Origin of the sequence: Saccharibacillus sacchari DSM 19268, assembly GCF_000585395.1 — a bacterium.
GTDB lineage: Bacteria > Bacillota > Bacilli > Paenibacillales > Paenibacillaceae > Saccharibacillus > Saccharibacillus sacchari.
Genome location: NZ_KK073875.1, coordinates 2,171,215 through 2,190,351 on the forward strand (window position 1 = coordinate 2,171,215; position 19,137 = coordinate 2,190,351).

15 protein-coding genes are annotated in these 19,137 nt (G+C 56.0%); 7 read left to right on the forward strand and 8 right to left on the reverse strand.

Annotation, left to right across the window (positions count from 1 at the left end):
* Positions 1-46 precede the first annotated feature (46 nt).
* From kdpB to SACSAC_RS09285, 4 genes are all read left to right on the forward strand, one after another.
* Positions 47-2,077, forward strand: coding sequence for a potassium-transporting ATPase subunit KdpB (gene kdpB, locus SACSAC_RS09270; RefSeq protein ID WP_037285534.1), 2,031 nt, complete (start codon positions 47-49; stop codon positions 2,075-2,077).
* A gap of 49 nt (positions 2,078-2,126) precedes the next feature.
* Positions 2,127-2,693, forward strand: coding sequence for a potassium-transporting ATPase subunit KdpC (gene kdpC, locus SACSAC_RS09275; protein ID WP_037285535.1), 567 nt, complete (start codon positions 2,127-2,129; stop codon positions 2,691-2,693).
* 484 nt (positions 2,694-3,177) lie between these two features.
* On the forward strand, positions 3,178-5,523 hold the full coding sequence (locus tag SACSAC_RS09280) for a universal stress protein (protein WP_037285538.1): 2,346 nt from the start codon (positions 3,178-3,180) through the stop codon (positions 5,521-5,523).
* 187 nt (positions 5,524-5,710) lie between these two features.
* Positions 5,711-6,433, forward strand: a complete 723-nt coding sequence (locus SACSAC_RS09285) for a hypothetical protein (protein ID WP_037285541.1) — start codon at positions 5,711-5,713, stop codon at positions 6,431-6,433.
* A gap of 167 nt (positions 6,434-6,600) precedes the next feature.
* Here the strand turns inward: SACSAC_RS09285 and SACSAC_RS09290 are convergent, their stop codons facing one another.
* From SACSAC_RS09290 to SACSAC_RS09300, 3 genes are all read right to left on the reverse strand, one after another.
* Complete coding sequence (locus SACSAC_RS09290; RefSeq protein ID WP_037285544.1) at positions 6,601-7,872, reverse strand: outer membrane protein assembly factor BamB family protein; 1,272 nt, start codon at positions 7,870-7,872, stop codon at positions 6,601-6,603.
* A 31-nt stretch (positions 7,873-7,903) separates the two neighbouring features.
* On the reverse strand, positions 7,904-9,184 hold the full coding sequence (locus SACSAC_RS09295; protein WP_037285546.1) for a hypothetical protein: 1,281 nt from the start codon (positions 9,182-9,184) through the stop codon (positions 7,904-7,906).
* Positions 9,185-9,751: 567 nt separating this feature from the next.
* Entirely contained in the window at positions 9,752-10,594 is an 843-nt protein-coding gene (locus tag SACSAC_RS09300; protein ID WP_037285549.1) for a helix-turn-helix domain-containing protein, read from the reverse strand.
* Between the two features lie 160 nt (positions 10,595-10,754).
* Here SACSAC_RS09300 and SACSAC_RS09305 point away from each other — a divergent pair, with 160 nt between their 5' ends.
* Positions 10,755-11,414: a ThuA domain-containing protein gene (locus tag SACSAC_RS09305; RefSeq protein ID WP_037285550.1), complete on the forward strand. Its 660-nt coding sequence runs from the start codon at positions 10,755-10,757 to the stop codon at positions 11,412-11,414.
* 44 nt (positions 11,415-11,458) lie between these two features.
* A complete protein-coding gene (locus SACSAC_RS09310; RefSeq protein WP_037285552.1) occupies positions 11,459-12,562 on the forward strand; it encodes a Gfo/Idh/MocA family protein in 1,104 nt (367 codons plus the stop codon).
* Between the two features lie 131 nt (positions 12,563-12,693).
* Here SACSAC_RS09310 and SACSAC_RS09315 read toward each other — a convergent pair whose 3' ends face one another.
* The 4 genes from SACSAC_RS09315 to SACSAC_RS09330 form a co-directional block, all read right to left on the reverse strand.
* Complete coding sequence (locus tag SACSAC_RS09315; RefSeq protein WP_245608612.1) at positions 12,694-13,203, reverse strand: GNAT family N-acetyltransferase; 510 nt, start codon at positions 13,201-13,203, stop codon at positions 12,694-12,696.
* Positions 13,204-13,235: 32 nt separating this feature from the next.
* Positions 13,236-13,973, reverse strand: a complete 738-nt coding sequence (locus SACSAC_RS09320; RefSeq protein WP_037285554.1) for a tetratricopeptide repeat protein — start codon at positions 13,971-13,973, stop codon at positions 13,236-13,238.
* Between the two features lie 266 nt (positions 13,974-14,239).
* Complete coding sequence (gene msrA / locus SACSAC_RS09325; protein WP_037285561.1) at positions 14,240-14,746, reverse strand: peptide-methionine (S)-S-oxide reductase MsrA; 507 nt, start codon at positions 14,744-14,746, stop codon at positions 14,240-14,242.
* 431 nt (positions 14,747-15,177) lie between these two features.
* Positions 15,178-17,505 carry a glycoside hydrolase family 3 protein gene (locus tag SACSAC_RS09330; RefSeq protein WP_211251336.1) on the reverse strand — a complete coding sequence of 776 codons (2,328 nt, stop codon included), beginning with the start codon at positions 17,503-17,505 and terminating at the stop codon, positions 15,178-15,180.
* Between the two features lie 137 nt (positions 17,506-17,642).
* Between SACSAC_RS09330 and SACSAC_RS09335 the strand changes: the two genes are divergently transcribed.
* The gene (locus tag SACSAC_RS09335; RefSeq protein ID WP_037285563.1) at positions 17,643-18,518 is read left to right on the forward strand and encodes an aldose 1-epimerase family protein; all 876 of its coding nucleotides are present in this window, start codon (positions 17,643-17,645) and stop codon (positions 18,516-18,518) included.
* A gap of 57 nt (positions 18,519-18,575) precedes the next feature.
* Here the strand turns inward: SACSAC_RS09335 and SACSAC_RS09340 are convergent, their stop codons facing one another.
* On the reverse strand, positions 18,576-19,121 hold the full coding sequence (locus SACSAC_RS09340) for a hypothetical protein (protein WP_037285564.1): 546 nt from the start codon (positions 19,119-19,121) through the stop codon (positions 18,576-18,578).
* Positions 19,122-19,137: the final 16 nt, after the last annotated feature.

The window sequence follows — 19,137 nt, forward strand, 5'->3', positions numbered from 1 at the left end:
CCCGGAACGCTTATACACCTCACACACGGAATGGAGACGCTGATTTATGGATAAGAAAAAGACCATGCTGAGCGGCGAGATTGCGAGCGCCGCTTTGCGGGAGTCGTTCGTGAAACTCGACCCGCGCATCATGATGCGCAACCCGGTCATGTTCGTCGTCGAGATCGGTTTTCTGGTCACCCTGCTGCTGTGCTTCGTGCCGGACGCGTTCGGCGGCACCGTGCCGCGTTGGTTCAACATCGTCACGACGGTCATCTTGCTGCTGACGCTGCTGTTCGCCAATTTTGCCGAAGCGCTGGCGGAAGGACGCGGCAAAGCGCAGGCCGATTCGCTCAAAAAAACCAAGCAGGACATCAGCGCCAATAAAGTCTCGAGCAGCGGCGCAATCAAAGTCGTACCCGCCTCCGAGCTGCGCAAAGGCGACTTCGTCGTCGTGGAAGCCGGCGAACTGATTCCCGGCGACGGCGAAGTGGTCGAAGGACTCGCTTCCGTCGATGAATCGGCGATCACGGGCGAATCCGCTCCGGTCATCAAAGAAGCCGGCGGCGACTTCAGCTCCGTTACGGGCGGCACGAAAGTCGTCAGCGACAAGATCAAGGTCCGCATTTCCGCAGATCCCGGCGAATCGTTCCTGGATCGCATGATCTCGCTCGTCGAAGGCGCGAAGCGTCAAAAAACGCCGAACGAAATCGCGCTGAATACCGTGCTGGTCAGCCTGACCCTGATCTTCCTGATTGTCGTCGTCACCCTGCCGTTCCTGTCGGACTTCCTCGGCATCCAAATGGAAATCCCGATCTTGATCGCCCTGCTCGTCTGCCTGATTCCGACCACCATCGGCGGCCTGCTCTCCGCGATCGGCATCGCGGGCATGGACCGGGTCACGCAATTTAATGTACTCGCCATGTCCGGTAAAGCGGTCGAAGCGTCGGGCGACATCAACACGATCATTCTCGATAAAACAGGCACGATCACCTTCGGTAACCGGATGGCGAGCGAATTTGTTCCGGTCAAAGCAATCCGCGAAGAAGAAACTGCCTATTGGGCGGCAATCAGCTCGCTCAAAGACGAGACGCCGGAAGGACGCTCCGTACTGGAATTGATGAAAAAGAACGGTTTTCCGTACGACGAAAAGCTCGGCGAAGGCGGCGAGTTTATCGAATTCCAAGCCGAGACCCGCATGAGCGGCATCGATCTGCCGGACGGACGCCAAGTGCGCAAAGGCGCGGTCGACTCGGTGAAGCAGTGGGTCCGCTCGCAAGGCGGTTCGGTGCCGGACGATCTGGACGACGGCAGCAGCGCGATCGCCACGGCAGGCGGCACGCCGCTGGCCGTGGCGGTAGACAACCGGATCTACGGATTGATCCATCTTAAAGACACCGTGAAGCCCGGCATGCGCGAACGGTTCGAACAGATGCGCCGCATGGGCATCAAGACGATCATGTGTACCGGCGACAATCCGCTGACGGCGGCGACCATCGCCCGCGAAGCGGGCGTGGACGACTTTATCGCCGAAAGCAAACCGGAAGACAAGATCGCCGTGATCCGCCGCGAGCAGGCCGAAGGCAAGCTTGTCGCCATGACCGGCGACGGCACGAACGACGCGCCCGCGTTGGCGCAGGCCGACGTCGGCATCGCCATGAACAGCGGCACCGTCGCCGCCAAAGAAGCGGCCAACATGGTCGATCTGGATTCCGACCCGTCGAAAATCATCGAAGTGGTCGCGATCGGCAAGCAGCTGCTCATGACGCGCGGCGCGCTGACCACGTTCAGTATCGCCAACGACGTCGCTAAATATTTCGCCATCATTCCGGCGATGTTCATGGTCGCCATTCCGCAGATGCAGACGCTGAACATCATGCGGCTTGATTCGCCGCTGTCGGCGATCCTGTCCGCGTTGATCTTCAACGCGATCATTATCCCGCTGCTGATTCCGCTCGCGATGAAAGGCGTCGCCTACAAGCCGATGAGCACCAGCCGCTTGCTCGGCAAAAATCTGCTGATTTACGGCTTCGGCGGTCTGGTCGCCCCGTTTATCGGGATCAAATTGATCGATCTTGCGGTGCAGGTATTTATCTGATCCGCCGTTTTTTACCAGTCGCTTCTTATTATAATGGAGGAATTTACTTATGCGAATCATCTGGATGACGCTGCGCACGACCTTTTCCGTAGCCATCGTCTGCTGCATTATTTACAATATCGCCGTCTGGGCCGTCGCCCAGGCCGCCGCGCCGGACAAAGCGAACGGCAGCTTGATCGAAAACGCCGAAGGCCAAGTAGTCGGCTCGTCGCTGATCGGCCAAAGCTTCACCGATCCCGGTTATTTCCACGGCCGCGTGTCGAGCATCGACTATGACGCGAACGGCTCCGGCACGCCGAACTACGCTCCGTCCAATCCCGAGCTGCTGGCCCGGGCCGAGCAGTCGATTACCGATTGGCAGTCCCAAAACCCGGACGTTCCGGTCTCGGAGCTGCCCATCGATCTGATCACCAACTCCGGTTCCGGCCTCGATCCGCATATCAGTCCGGCTTCCGCCGAAGCGCAGGTTCCTCGCGTTAGCGGAGCAACCGGCATCGCGGCCGAAAAGCTGGAGCAGATGATCGCGGAACATACGCAAGGACGCTCGCTGGGCTTATTCGGCGAACCGGCGGTCAACGTGCTGGAGCTGAATATGGCGGTGCAGGCGGCTCGATGAGCCGGCTCGTTTTGAACGAATCGGGACGAATATCGGGATCCGGACACGTCCACGCAAGCTGCGCGTGCAAAACGATGCCCTCTATAAGCTGACCGCCGACGCGGGCAGACGCACTTTCCGTTGCTCCGATAAAAGTCGCTCTGACCGTCGGAATACGCCGCTGCTGAATCTAACGGATTGACATGACGCTTAGCGTACGTACTTGACGCTTTCGAATTTTTAACGGATCGAGGTGACGCTTAACCGGTAAAGCAGAGCGTTTTCACGCCTTTTTTCCTGCTTTTGCGCAGCTAAGCGCTTGTACGATCCGTTAAAATTCCACGACCCGCCGGATGGGACTTCTAACGGACATGCGATCCTTTAGAGCATAGAGCAACCGCTGGCGGCAATTTCGCTATTTCACTATTTCACTATTTCGCCGTTTCCCGACATCCCCCGGCATGCCCCGGCACGCCGGACCGCTCAACCGAAAGGAAGAACGACCATGCCCGACTTCAAACGCAAATCGCCGGAAGAAATCCTGCAATCGATCCACGCGCTCTACACCGGACGGCTCAAGATCATTATCGGAGCCATCTCCGGTTCCGGCAAAACGTACCATATGCTGCGCGACGGCCAAACTTTAAAAAGTCAAGGCGTCGACGTGGTGCTCTGCGCCGTATCCACCATGCAGCGCCCGGAAACGATGGAGCAGCTGCAAGGGTTGGAGCGCGTCCCGAGCATCCATTGGCGGTACGGCGACGGCAGCGAACGCAAAGACCTGGATCTCGACGCCATCCTGGCGCGCAATCCCGAGGTGCTGCTAACCGACGGGCTGGCTCATCGCAACCGCCCCGGCGCCGCGAACGCGAACAGACTCGACGACATTCGCTTTTTGCTGGAAAAAGGCATCAGCGTGATCGCCACCGTCAACGTGTACGAGCTTCAGGGGATCACGGAAATGGCTCGCAAGCTGATCGGCATCGAGGTGAAAGAAACCGTCCCTGCCGACACGCTGGAACTGGCGGACGAGGTGCGGCTGATCGACGTCACGCCCGAAGCGCTGCTTGCGCGGATCGAAGACGGCCTGCTCAAAAACATGCCGGACAAAAGCCTGTTCAGCCGCGGCAATATCGGCGTGCTGCGCGAGCTGACGCTGCGGCTGGTCGCCGAAGGCGTTAACGGATCGCTGCTCAAATACCGCGACGAACAAGGCTACGTGGGCGCTTCCGGCACGGCCGAGCATATCCTCGTATCCGCGCAATACCATTGGAACGGCTCGATCCATATTCGCCGCGGCCAGCAGATCGCGCAGCGGCTCGGCGGCGAACTGTCGGTCGTCACCTTCGTCAATCCAGGCGAAAAGCTCGGACCGGAACGCGAAGAGTTTCGGCGTTCGATCCGCAAGCTGTGCGAAAAAATCGGCGCGACGCTGCACGAAATCCATATTCGTTCCAGACGCGACATTCCGCCTACGCTGGTCCGTTTGGCCCTGGAACAAAACGTGTCGCGGATCGTGATCGGACATTCGAACCAAACTCGGTCGCAGGAGTTTTTCAAAGGCTCGATCGTCGCGGAAATGGTCAAATGCATGCGCAACGTGGACATGTTCGTCGTCGCGGATCGTTCGGCAGGCGGCGGCGAGCGCATTCTGCCCACGAAACGCAAAGAGCCGCTGCAAGACCCGGCAGGCCCGTATCGGCGGTTGAGCGAAGAGCAGGCGGGACGCAAGATCGAGGAGATTACGCGCGGACGGTTCAAAGTCTATATCGGAGCCGCTCCCGGCGTCGGCAAAACGTACACGATGCTGAGGGAAGGCAATATTTTGCGCAAAAAGAACATCGACGTCGTCATCGGACTGCTGGAAACGCACGGACGCAAAGAAACGCAGGAACAAGTGAGCGAACTGGAACTGGTGCCGCGCGCGGTCGTTCCGTACAAAGGCGCGCAGCTTCAGGAAATGGACACCGACGCCATCATCGCCCGCGATCCCGAAGTGGTGCTGGTCGACGAGTTGGCGCACACGAACGTGCCGGGCAGCGTCAATAAAAAGCGGTACGAAGACGTGATCCGTTTGCTGAACGCGGGCATTTCCGTCATTTCGACGCTCAACGTGCAGCATCTGGAAAGCCTGAACGATAACGTGGAGCAGCTGACGGGCGTGAGAGTACGGGAAACCGTACCGGATTCGCTGCTGAGTCTCGCCGACGAGGTCGAACTGATCGACGTCACGCCCAAAGCCTTGCAGGAACGCATGCGGGCAGGACGGATTTACGCGCGGGAAAAGGTGGATCAGGCGCTCGGCAACTTTTTTAAAACGGGCAATCTGATCGCGCTGCGGGAACTAGCGCTGCGCGAGATCGCGGACGACGTGGACGAGCGACTGGAGTCGTGGGAGCGGAAAACGTCGCTGCGCGGCCCGTGGCGGCGCGAAGAAGTCATTTTCGTCGCGGTAACGATGAGCGACAACGCCGAACGGTTGATCCGGCGCGGCTTCCGGATCGCGTACCGGCTTAAAGCCCCGTGGCATGTCTGCTATATCCCCGACGGCGCATGCGCGATCGAACAGGAACGGGAGCGAATCGAACAGCTTCGGCGCCTGACCCGACGGCTCGGCGGCAGCTTCGATCTCGGCGAACGCGTTCCCGCAAGAAGGCTGCACGAAGAGCTGCTGATACGAGCGGACGCCAGACGCTGCACGCAGCTGATCGTCGGCCAGTCGCGGCGATCCAGGCTGTACCGGCTGCTATTCGGTTCGCTTACCCGGAGGCTGCTGCGGACGGCGCGCCATATGGACCTGCTGGTGGTGGCGAGATTCGACCACGCGGCTCAGGTGAAAAAGGATGAATAAACCGGCGCGCACAGACGCATAAAACTTTTTCATAAGCGGGGCTTTTTCTATTCAAATGGACGCACGAAATGCCGATCTATGTAGAGGGAACGCAATGGGCTGCCTGATGCCGACACTTCCGTCGGCTGGAGGAACGGCTGCATTGCGATGCAAAATACAGGCTGAGCCAAGGAGGAGAACAGGCAGAATGAACGAAAGAAAGTTGTCGGGTATCGAGATGTTCGCGTTTGACGTAGTGGAGGAAGCACGGGAAAATGAGCCGCGCAAAACCGTGCGCCGCTACGGTCTGCTCAAGCTGTCTTGCGGGACCGCCGCCGGATACGGCGTCTGCCTGATCTCCGAAGGCTTTGCCCCGGCCGATCTGGTGCGCTGGAGCACCTGCTTCGGCCGGCTGCGCGGCCTGACACCGGAAGAAGCGTCGGCTGCTGTCGCGGCCGACCGCTGGGGCGCGCGCGAGCGGCATGCTGAGCAATACGCGCTGCTTCGCCGCGCGCTAGCCGATCTGCTCGTTGCGCTGGAAGCGCGCCGCGCCGGCGCGCGGCTGCTGCTCGGCCTCGGCGCGGCCGGCCTGCTGGGCGGCATGGCCGCCCGGGCGTCGGCGCACGGCCCCGACGCTCAGATCGTCTCGGCCGCAAGCAGCCGAGACCTCTCCGGCGGCTATGCGCCGCACCCGCCGGTCCGCTACGCGCCGGACGCGGTGCTCCGCGCGGTGCGCGGCGCGGCGGCGACCATGGTCGCCGAACGCGAAGAAGCGCCGACCTCGTTCGTCGGCGCTTCAAGCCCGTCCGGCGGCAATCCGCAGCCGGACGACAACGACATGCTGCGGCAGCTCTACATCGCTGCCGCGATCGAACGCCCTTCGTCCGATGCGCTCATGGATCGCGCGGACTCGTATTGCGCGTTTTTCTAAACGCCGCAAACCGTTCGAACAAAGGCAAAGTGCTTGGTTTATGCGGCTTCCGACGCATGCGCTGTTTATCCATACAAAACGCTCCGGCATCTGCCGGAGCGTTTTTTTGATTCGCCATCCGTTTTGCATTGCATGATTGGTTGAAGTTTAAGACGGGATTCGAAACGTTACTTCAACGTATACGCAGACACGACGTTACTGTCTTCGGCTTCGGCATCATGGACGTACAGCTTGCCTTGTCCCGCATACAGGAACCCGTATTTGTCTTTCCCGTCAGCCGAAGGCTCCAATTCGACATGATGATTCACGCTCAGGGTTTCCGCGTCCAGCGCGTAAAATTCTCCGCTCGCCGCATTGGACATGACGATTTCTTCATTTGGTGCTTTGTAAAGGTTGAAATCTGCCTCTTCGAAAGTCTTGCTCGTTTTCAGTTTGTTGTCCGGACCGTAAAGTTCCAACTTCAGGCCGTTTTTAACCAGCAGGTTCTTGCCTGCTTGAATCGCTACTGCGCCTTTCGGAAGCTTGCGTTCCCAGACCTTTTTGCCTTTGCTGTCGAAGAAGACGAACGTGGTCGATTTTTGGTGATCGGCAGGGTCGAGGATTTCGACGCCCGGACCTTTGCTTTTCGTTTGCTCGTTCCATTCGAACCCGACCAGCTTGCCCCCGTTGAAGGGGTATACCGCAGGTCTTGACGCGTTATCCCACGATCGGAAATCGCTCGCTACGGCGGTTTGCTTCAGCAGCGAATACGAGAATGTCGGTTTGCTCAGATTGTTGATGCTCGGGTACAGTTCCAACTTTTGGCCCATCGTGTCGGCGACTTGACCGTTCGGCAGAACCGCCAGGTTCTTGCTTCCCTTCACCGTGCTCTTTTTCTTTAATTTGCCGTCTTTCGCGAAATTATAGACGGTGGTCGTTTTTCCGTCCATCGCTCCCGTGGCCAGCATGATATCTTCGTTAGGCTGGATTTGCAGCGTGCCTATAATTTCGACGTCGACGGGCTTGCTCCATTTCAGTTTGCCTTGCGAACTTATCGCATACAGTTTGTACGATTTTTCGTTGTCCTTTTTGGCTGCATAATAAACGTCTCCGCTGGTCGGGGAAATGATCGGCTGTCCGAACATGCTGATACTTTCCGAATCGCCTTTAAGGTCGTAAATCCAGTTTTTCTTTCCGTCTTTGCGGTCGAACGACTGAAGCTGCGTGCCGCCGCCTTCCGGCGTATACAGCGTAACGTACAAGCGGTCTTTGGTCGCCTTGCCGAAATCGAACACCCATCCCAGATCGTGGCCGGAAGGAACGTCGTACGTCCAATCCGCGCTCGGCAATTTGCTTGTCGGTTGCGCCGCTGCGGCAACCGCGCCTCCCGCGTTCAGACTCGCGCCTACGCCTACCGCCATCGCCATGCCGAGCATCAAAGGTTTGAATCGAAATTTCATAAGTTACTCCTCCTTTTGGTTGTTTGTCGGATTATTTCAAACTGTAGTGCGAGATCGATTTGTTCACGTTCCAGTCCATCGTGTGCACGTACAATTCGCCGTCGCCTTCGTAAAGGAACGAATAGTCGGCTTTTTCCCCGGCCGTTTTCTTCATGTCGATCTCGTATTTGACGCTCAGGTCTTTCGGATCCAGCGCTTTGAACGTGCCGGCTTTTTTGCTGGTCAGCACGATTTCGTCCGTCGTTTTGGCTTTGGCCAGCCAGAGATCGTCGCCTTCGAACGTTTTGCTCGTTTTGAGCTTGTTGTCTTTGCCGTACAGTTCAAGCTTATTGTCTTTTTGCAGCACGAATCCGTTTGCGGTCGGCACGGCAGCCGCGTCTTTCCACAGCTCGCGTTCCCATTTCTTTTTGCCTTTCGCGTCGAACAGCACCAGCGACCTGCTTTGTTTGACGATGTCCAAGTCGATCTCCTGGAAGCCTTCCTTGAATTCCACCGCGCTGTAATCTTCTTCGCGAAGCGCAAGGAGGATATCGCCTCCGGCGAGGGAATAGACGGCATCGCTGAAGTTGCCGCCGCGCACGTCGAAATCGAGCGAATTCCATTCCGGCAGCTCGTATTCGAGAATCGGCTTTTTCAAATCGTTCAGGCTTTTGAAAAGCTGAAGTTTCGGCGCCATCGCCAACACTTTTCCGTCGGGAAGAATTTTCACGTACGCGCCTTTGTTTTTGATGTCCGCGTCCCCGATTTTCTTCGTGTTTTTCAGCTTGCCTTCTTTTCCGAAAACATAAAAGATCTGATGGCCTTCAGTCTTCTTGGTCGGAGCGATGCTGCCGCTGGCGATCACATCCCCGCTATCAAGCACCTGCAGCCGTTCGATCGCTTTGCTGCCGGTATCTTTCGACCACTTCAATTTGCCGTTCGCGTCGACGGCTTCCAGCTTGTACGTTTTGTCTCCGTCTTTTTTGCGGACGAAATACGAATTTCCGTCTTTGTCCTGAATCGCGTACCCGCTGCTCGTCAGCTGCTTGGTATCGCCTCGGAAATCATAGATCCAATTGTCTTTGCCGCCGTTTTCTTGATCGAATGCCTGCACCATGCTCGAGTTCCGTCCTTCGACCGCCCAGAGATACAGATTGTCGCCCGCGAACGTACCGAATCTCAGACCGCTGTCGAGATCCAAAGCGGCCGGAACGTCGTACGTCCATTCCAACTTACTTGTCGACTGTGCCGCAAAAGCACCTCCTGCACCAATGCCGGTAATTCCTACTACGATCGCCATACCGAGTACGGTAGGCTTGAATTTAAATTTCATGGGTAGCACCTCCTGAAAAGTGAATAATGCGCGGAATGGGTTAAGTTATTCGCAGCGCGCGCTTGCCTCGCATTCTGTACAAGGGACGATTTACTCTTGAATACGGTTCGCAAAAAAGAATATTTTTCTTCAAATTCTTTTTTTTGCATAAAAAAAGGCCACCTGATTGAAGGCGGCTGGATTATGGAGAAAGTCACTTTGGCGGGGGAAGCGAGAAGACTGCGAGAGAAATTGCCAGCATAGGCTTCCGAAGTGCATTTCTTCGAAATGCTTCACAAAACGTTGTCTCACTCGGAAAATGGATGGGATTTGAATAAGGAATTTTCCTCAAAGGCTTCAACATGGTGCTGAATGTTACCGCAGGTTTTCTTCGAAAACCTGTATTTCACTGAATTTCTCTCTCCGTCTTCTCGCTTCTAGCTACGTTGGATTTTCTTGATAAGTAACCGATAGATCAAAGGCGGCTTGTTTGCTGCGAACTTGCGCATATTCGCTTTTGCTTTTGGTCTCTTTCTTTTTGACGGTCAAGGTGGACGAACGGTTTGCGTCATCGCGATTTTTATTTATTTAACGCAGCTCCGACGGCGTGCAGCCTCGAAGTTGTCTGAATACTCGGTTGAATGTGCGCACGTTGCCGAATCCGCATTCTAAAGCAATATCGATTAATTTTGTATGGCTTTCGGCGATCATGCGCTCCGCGCGACCGATCCGCAGTTCGTTGACGTAGGTGTTGTAATTCATTCCGGTCACGTTTTTGAAAAAGCGGGAGAAGTGGAAGACGCTCATCCGCGCGCGGTCCGCTCCGTCTTGAAGCGTCAGCGGCAGCTCGCAGTGATGTTCCAGATACTCCAGCAGTTCCTGCATCGTTTTGAGGTGGGAGGCCGAACGGGCGCTGCGCTTGGGTTCGGATGCGCCGATAGGCACGTAACGCAGCGTCAGGCCGCATAGCATATGCAAAAGCCCGGTGATCACCGTATCCGATTGCTCCGACTGTCGCTCGTTTTCGTCCATAATCCGCTGCATGACCGATGCCAGATCCGCCAGTGCTTGCTTTTCGAATTCCGAAGCGGCCGCGCCTTTGGCATAGGGGATAAACGAAGACAATACGCCCCGCTCCTCGGGCCAACCGGCCGGACTGCCGACCAATCTCGGGTTGAAAATAATCATCAGCACTTCGGAGTCCGTCTTCCCGCTATCGTAATAATGGATATCCCCGCTGCCGCTGAACGCGAATTCGCCTTTTTGCAGCAGTCTCGTTTCCGAGTTGATGCCGATCTGAATCGCGCCTTCGCGTACATAAATAAATTCCAGATCATGATGCCAATGCGCCAAAAAGTTCATGTTGCGCACGCAGGAGATTTGTACGGGCAGTCCGCTGCCGTAGATTCGGTTTTCATGAAAAGCACGCATCTCCCTCACTCCGATTCCTTTTCGTCATGGCTAGACTTTAGCAAAAATTGTCCACTTGTACAATGAAAATGACGCGAAAAAGAGAACGCTTTCCTTTACAATGTGGCTGTAAGCGTCAAACGCAACCTCAACTAACTTATTCAGATAGGAGTTTGATGTCATGAGCAAGCAAGCCTTGATCGTAAGCGGCGGATGGGACGGCCACCAGCCGAAGGAAGTCGCCGATATTTTCGCTGACGTTCTGCGCCAAGAGGGCTTCGAGGCGGAGATTGCCTATACACTGGATGCCTTTTTGGATGAAGAACGCCTGATGAAGCTCGATCTGATCGTGCCGGTATGGACGATGGGCGAGATCAGTAACGAGCAGCTTCAACCCGTGCTCAAAGCGGTCGAATCGGGCGTCGGCATGGCGGGCTGCCACGGCGGGATGTGCGACTCGTTCCGCAACAGCGTCGAGTGGCAATTTTTGACCGGATCGCAGTGGGTGGCGCATCCGTTCAACGACGGCGTGGAATATGAAGTCCGCATGACTCGTTCTTCGTCCAGCCCTCTGATCGAAGGCATTCCGGACTTCACCGTGAAGTCGGAGCAGTATTACCTGCATGTCGATCCCGTCGTGGACGTGCTCGCCACGACGACGTTCCGCATCAGCGAAGGCCCGCACTCCGCCAACGGCGAGATCGTCATGCCCGTCGTATACACGAAGCGTTGGGGCGCCGGCAAAGTGTTCTACAATTCGCTCGGCCATCAGGCCAACATTTTCGATATTCCGGAAGCCAAGGAATTGATGCGTCGCGGAATGCTGTGGGCGGCGAAGTAAGACTTACTTGCAGACGAAACCAGGTCAGAGAGGCGGAAATATAGATGCGTAAAGTGAAGATCGGTATCATCGGATGCGGCAATATCAGCGGAATCTATCTGGAGAACCTGACTCATACCTTCACCAATACGGAAGTATTCGCGGTGTCCGACATCAGCGCAGAACGGATGCAGGCGGCAGCAGAAAAGTACGGCGTGCCTAATCAATGGACTTCAGAACAAGTGTTGAACAGTCCGGACGTCGAAATCATCGTGAACCTGACGACGCCAGGCGATCACTTTAAGTTTTGCAAATTGGCGTTGGAACACGGCAAACACGTCTATGTGGAAAAACCGCTATCCCTGCTGCCCGAGCAAGGTCACGAGCTGGTGGAACTGGCGCGTGAAAAAGGATTGCTGCTCGGCGGCGCGCCGGACACGTTCCTCGGCGCGGGCCTGCAAACGTGCCGCAAGCTGATCGACGACGGCTACATCGGCCAGCCTGTCGCCGCAACGGCATTCATGCTGGGGCACGGCCACGAAAACTGGCATCCGAACCCGGCCTTTTATTATCAGGCAGGCGGCGGCCCGATGTTCGATATGGGACCGTATTACCTGACGGCGCTCGTCTCGCTGCTCGGTCCCGCGCAGACCGTGGCCGGCATGACCGCCAAGTCTTTCGAGCAGCGCACGATCACCAGCCAACCGCATTTCGGCGAAAAAATCGATGTTGAAGTGCCGACGCATATCGCAGGCACGCTGCGGTTCCAAAGCGGCGCGATCGCAACCATGATCACCAGCTTCGACGTCTGGAGCAGCACGCTGCCGCCGATCGAAATCTACGGCACGCAAGGCACGCTGTTGGTTCCCGACCCGAATAACTTCGGCGGTCCGATCTCGCTTCGCCCTGCCGGAGCGACGGAGTTCAAAGAAATTCCGGTCGTCCACCAATATGCGGAAAACAGCCGGGGCATCGGCGTGTCGGATATGGCGAACTGCGTGCTGAACGGCGGCACTCCGCGCGCAAACGGCGAGTTGACGAACCACGTGCTGGAGATCATGCATGCGTTCCATGAAAGTTCGGACAGCGGCAGCTATGTGGAGTTGAAGTCGAACTGCGAGCAGCCGAGACCGCTGAAGACGGGCTTGGTGAAGGGGTATTTGGAGTAAATCGGCTTGCGGCGGGCGAGATCAGGTATTCGTTAAGTTCGAAGCATGAAAAAAGGCAAAGATTCGTACGCCGGAGCGTCGAGGTCTGCATATGCTGCGGACCCGGCGCTCCTTTGTCTTCTTTGCCTTCCTCACTTTAACTTTTTTCTCATCACGTAATGCGGAATTCCCATCTCTTCGAACAGTTCGCCTTCGCGAGTATACCCCAGCTTTTCGTAAAAGATCACCGCGACTTCACGGGCATGCAGCATGATCTCCCTGCAGCCTTGCCGCGCCGCAAGCTCTTCCGCGTATTTGACGAGTTTGCGCCCCACATTCATGCCGCGCAACGATTCGTCTACCGCCACCTGCTTCATCTGAAGCAGGCCCTCGCTTTTGGGCTTCAGCAGCAGGATGCCGACCAGACACTCCTCCGCAAACGCGCCTACATGCAGCGCTTCGACGTCTCCCGACAGATCGTCGTCCGCGATGCTGCGCCCGAGAGGGCGGCGCAATACAGCGTCTCGCAATTGCAGCGAGCGCCGGTAATCGTCGCCTCCGTAATCGATCCGGCGCGCTGCGACCTCGCTCGATGCCGGAACATTAGAGTTTGCTCGAAGCATCGTATCGGGCCGAGGCCGGATTTGTTTTTGATCGCTCATTGATCGGCCCCTTTCTCAACCATTGATCGGAATTACGTCTGGCTTCCGTCGCGCCCGTCATATAATTTTCGCTTACGGGCACGATCCAGACATTGTTCCGCCTTGCTGTACTGACGATCCCTTTTATATAGCTCCGCTAATTCCAGATTCGCTTCCCGGTCCTGCGGATTGATCGCCAGCAGCTTTTCAAAAGCCGTCTTGCTTGCGCCGTAACGACGTAAATCCTTATAAATCAACCCTTTGTTGAATAACGCATCGGTCGAGTGAGGATTGAGGACAAGCGCCCGATCCAACTGCTCCAGACACTTCGAGTACGGTTCCCACATTTCGTAATACACGACGGCGAGATGAACATGGGCTTCTTCCAATGTCGCATCGAGTTCAAGCGCGCGCAGATAGCAGGATTTGGCTTCCTTGAGCCGCAGCGTTCGTTCGCAGACATACGCCAGAATCGCCCAGCTTTCCGCGGATTCGGCATTGAGCATTAGAGCGCGACGCGCCAAGGCTTCCGCTTCTTCGTATTCCTCCCGATTGGCATGCAGTCTGGCTTTGCCCTCGTAGGGACTTTCCCAAGTCGGCGTGATTTTTATCGTCTGATTGAACAGCTCCAGCGCTCCGCGCGAGTCGCCCAGCATTAAACGGCAGCGGGCCAGGTAGTCCAGGGTCTCCGCCTGTAATCCTTTTTCCACCAATGCTTTTTTAAAATGAAAATCGGCGTTCAGAAAATCTTTCCGTTGATAGCAGTCGATGCCTTTGTCGAAATGATTCATGCGGATTCACCCTCCTCTCCTTATGCTCGATTGTACCTTAAATATGGGGGAGTGGGGAGCGAGTGGCGCTGGCTACGGGAGAAATTCGTTCAAGACGCTGTCTCACTCCTAAAGCTTTCAGCTTTACGAGTTCAAAGGCGTCTTTCACTGAATTTCTCCCTCCGCTTGGTCAGTCGCCGCGAAGTGGAATTATTAAAAACCTAATATGTTCAGTGCATGATCAGCCTGCAAAGGCTGTTTATAGAGTAAATACTAGCTTGATCAAGCTAGTATGACTTAGAGTCGTTTAGTTTTTGGCGCTTTTTCTTTTCGTAATGTTGGTGCTTTTCTTCTGCGGGGTAAAATGGTTGAATGGCCCGTAGGCCGGTTGCTTGGCTGGAGAAGCCTTGGTCGGTCATTTTTTGCTTCATGCGTTCCATCGTGGCTTGCTGCTCCTCGTTTCGGTAGAACAGAAGAGAGCGGTAGCGGGAGTCTTCGGGCTTGTAGCCTTCGATTGCCGACGGATTATGGGTGTTCCAAAAATGTTCCAGCAGCTCTTCCAGCGTGACTTGGCCTGGATCGAATTCGATCTCGACGACTTCGGAGTGGCCGTTCAAGCGGCGATGGGTCGGTGGCATATCAGTATGTCCCTCTTCAGCTTCTCCACCGCTGCCGCTATCGTTGTCGCCGCCCGAATAACCAACCCTCGTTCCGGTTACGCCGGGAATACGGGAAAAGCGATCCTGCGGTCCCCAAAAGCAGCCCATGGCAAAGGTCAATTTTTCGCAGTTCATGTGATCGTTCCTTTCGGGTTGCTGCTTTTTCAGCAGTATGCGGGTTTAACTGCCGACGGTAGAGTCCGGTGCATAAGCGAAAAAGAGCGAAATAAGCAGTTTAGGCATACATGCAGAGCGTTTAGGAGTCTGCCTAGGGCGTGTCTTCAAACCTGCCAACGTGCATCTTTTACCGCCTTTTCGCCCTGCCCAGCGTCTCATCTTGCAAAAATCACAACATTTTCAGCAATAAAAGTCGGTTTCTCAGCTTCAAGTTGCAGGATTTACAACATTTTAGCTCCCATCAGGCTATTTGATTCCGGATTTTATGTAAAATGCTGCATTTTCTGCAACTCGACTTCGAAAATAGGGCCTTTCGCACTTATTATCTTGCATATTTTACAACTTGCTTCCTATCCAACATCGGCTGGTATCTAAGACGTGCACGCATTTCACCGATACTTCCGTACCCGCTCGTCGTCGATCACGCCGCCGAAGTTCAACCCGTAGGCGAAGTCGTACGTGTTTCCTTCCGTATCGACGTGGCATCTCATATCCCTCGGCACGTCCTCTAGCTGTTCTTCGACCGTGCGCATGTCCGCAGGCATCTGCATCGGCAGCAGGCCGGACGGTTCGGCTTTGCCGCACAAAATCTCCAAAAGCGCCTGATCCTGCAAACCGAAATTGACCAGAATGACATCCGCCGCCTGCTCGAACTCCGCGACGATTGCCGGATTCGACAACAGCATGGACACGATGACCGGCTTGTCGCCCATTTGCGCACGGGTATCCAGCACCAAATCCAGATCCGACTCGTTGCGCGTACGCACCGACTTGCCCAGATGCGATCGGTTGAGCACATCGCTGGAGCGCGGGTCGCCCGCCAGACTGACTTCGCGTCCGAACTCTGCCATATAAGGGCGATACTGCAAGCTGATCGGCACGTATCCGCTGCCTCCGGCTTCCGCGTCTTCGCGGCTGTAGCCCATGCCCGAATCCGGGTTTTCGATGCACACGAGCGCAAAATCGGCCTGCGACGGATCGTCGACCGCATCGAAGTATTTGGCGGCGATGTTCCGGTTCAGCGGATCGACCGTTTTCTCCGGCGTCGGATTCCCGAACCAGTCGCGGCCGGGAGCGATGTAGCGGCGCGGGATATAGATCTTTTTACGCGAAAAGGAAGACGGTTCGACTGCGGAAGATTCGCCCCGGGAGTCTTGGAGCGAAGAGCCAGCCCCCAACGGAAGCACGCCGCCTTTGTTTTTCAACAATACGACCGACTTCAACTGCGCCTCGTAACCTGCCTGCATATAATCCGGTTGCCCGACGATCCGCTCGCTCTCCTCCGGGTCGACGTAAGGATTCTCGAACAGGCCCAGCCGGAAAAAGTTCTTCAGCAAACGCACGGCGGAACGTTCGAAACGCGCACGCATCCATTCTTCGCCGTATTCTTGCACGCCCATCTCGTACGCTTCCATTACCGGACCCGCTTCGTTGTTGCCGCCGAACTGGTCCACGCCCGCCAGCAGCAGCTTGTAATGACGTTCCGCGACGCTTAATCCTTCTACGCCCCACGGCTTGCCGCTGAGAAACGAATCTTTTTCCCCGTTCTCGTCTGCGGTAATGAGCCAATCGGTGCAAACGACGCCGTCGTAACCGTACTTTTCGCGCAGCAGATCGGTGATGAGATATTTGCTGTAAGAGTTGCCGACGTTCTCGCCGCCTACGGTATCCTGCTCCCACGACACCGTATAGTACGGCATGACCGCCGAAGCTTGCCCGGTCGCGCCGTCCAGCTTGAACGCCCCTTCGGTGAACGGCTTCAAATGCTCGTCGAACCGTCCGCCCGGATATACCGCGTATTTGCCGCTTGCATAATGCGCGTCGCGGCCGCCTTCGCCCGAACCGCCGCCCGGCCAGTGCTTAACCATCGCATTGACGCTGGCGCGTCCCCAGCCGTTTGCGATCTCGTCTTCGCCTTCGGAAGTCTGGAACCCGTCGATATAGGCGCGTCCAAGATCTGTCGACAGCTGCGGATCTTCGCCGAACGTCCCGTTAAAACGGAACCATCTCGGATCGGTCGCGATGTCCACCTGCGGCGACAGCGCCGTCGTCAGGCCAAGCGCCCGATATTCCCTTGCCGCAATTTCGCCAAAACGGCGGACGAGCTGCGGATCGAAGGTAGCGGCAAGTCCCAGCGTTTCCGGCCACATCGAGATTTTGCCGCCGGAACCCGCATTGAACTCCGAGCTGGAATCCGAGCCGTGGCGCGGGTCCGAGCTGTTATTCGCCGGAATGCCCAGGCCGACCGATTCCGCGTACGCCTGCACGAGATTGTTCCAACGCGCGGCAACGCCCGGACTCTCCACCGTCGTCACGAGGATGTGGCGCAGGTGGTCGTTTTCCAAAAAGTTTCGCTGCTCGTCGGTCAGATCCCACGCGTTCGCGCCGCTCTCCTCGTAAGGCTTACCATTGTAGGTAGAAGACATCCAATTGGTGCTGCCGGCCGGGATCGATTGGTGACGGCTGTACAGCATCAAGCCCGCGATCTGTTCCGGCGTCATGCGGGAAGCGAGGTCTTGGGCACGCTCTTCGGCCGGAAGCCGCCAGTCTTTGTAAGGCTCCAACGCTCCGCTGCGGTTCAAGTCTTTGAAAAACAAACCGCCCTGCTCGATCACATTCACGCCGGATAAAGCGGACAGGCCGATCGTCGGCCCTCCTTCGTTATGTACGTAGCGGATTTCCCCCGATGCTTGGTCTTGCCGGGTATCGTTGCTCATGCCATCGCCTCCCTTTTTCTTCATTATAGCTAATCTGCTCCGCTCTCGCCTGTGGCAACCTTTCTCCGGCGGGTGCTTTTTTGCTACACTAAAGGCAGATTCAGATCGACAATCCATTCGCCCGGAGGGAAAAGCCCATGAATGCCATCTTGAAAAGCGAGTCCGCCACGGTCGAAATCCGGCCGCTCGGCGCTGAATTGATCAGCTTCAAAGACAACGAAAGCGGACGCGAATACATGTGGAGCGGCGATGCGGAGTTTTGGACAGGACGCTCGCCGGTGCTGTTTCCGATCGTCGGATCGGTGTACGACGGCGTGATGCGCGCTGAAGGCGGCGAATATGCGCTGAAAAACCACGGCTTCGCGCGCAATCGCGAATTCCGGCTGGTCGAGTCGGAAGAGACGCGCGCGGTGTTCCATCTGTCCGCGGACGAGGAGACGCTGGCGATCTACCCGTACAATTTCGCGCTGACGCTCACCTATACGCTGGAAGGCTCAAGCCTGCGCATCCAGTACCGGGTAGACAACGACGACGATAAAAACATCTACTTCCAGCTCGGCACGCATCCGGCCTTCAACTGCCCGATCGGCGGCGACGGCGAGTTCGAAGATTACGTGTTGGAATTTAATCAGGAAGAAACGCTGGAGCGCTTTTACGTAACAGGCGGCAACATCCAAATTCCGGACAAATCGGAGATCGTGTTGGAAAAAGGAACCGTATTGCCGCTGACGCGCGCGCAGTTCGAAGAAGGTGCCATGATCTTCCGCGACGTGAAATCGGACCGCGTGACGCTAAAAAGCGAAAAAAGCGAGCACAGCGTCAGCGTGTCGTCCGAAAACTTTCCGTACCTGGGCGTCTGGCAGCCGAAAAACGCGCCGTTTCTCTGCATCGAGCCGTGGCACGGATTGGCGGACGCGGATCAGTTCGACGGTGAGCTGAAGGATAAAGAATTGGCTGTGGAGCTTGCTCCGGGGGAGTATTTCGAGGCGGCTTTGGTGATTGAAGTGAAATAAATGCAATAAAAAGAAGCTGCGGTTCCCATCATCGGGATCCCGCGCTTCTTTTGCGTTTCAAGGAATGAATTCTTCGATTTTTCGCATAAAGCGCTTGGTATCCTGCTCAGACAGCTCTACGTTTTCGTTGAACCCTTCTTCCAAATAAAAAGCATGAACCCGGTTCACGAACTCGATAAGCCGATTCATTTGCGTCAAAGACTCGTCGTTCAATTGGATTTTCTTCGCGGCGGCATCCGGTGAATCCCGATCCTGCACGTCCGCATTCAGATAAATCGCATAGAAGTCCACGAATTCCATTTTTGTCGCATTAACAAAAGACTCGTCTTGAAACAAAAGGAACAAATCCTGATAATGCAGCATAAGACCGCTTTGCTCCTGCTCGATGTCTTTCAACTGTTGAACGGTATATTGTCGTCGATCGGGTTCGGCCAAATCATGGATTTGAACCGCGCCGGATACGATATCGGACACCGCTTCTCGATAAAAGTATTGGCTTGTTGCTTTGTAATGAGAATAAGATCGGAAGAACAAAACGGCTACGACAACAAGCGCCAGCATACAGAATAAAGCAGCGTACATGATCTTTTTGGAATGCTTCATAACCCCTCCTTAAGAC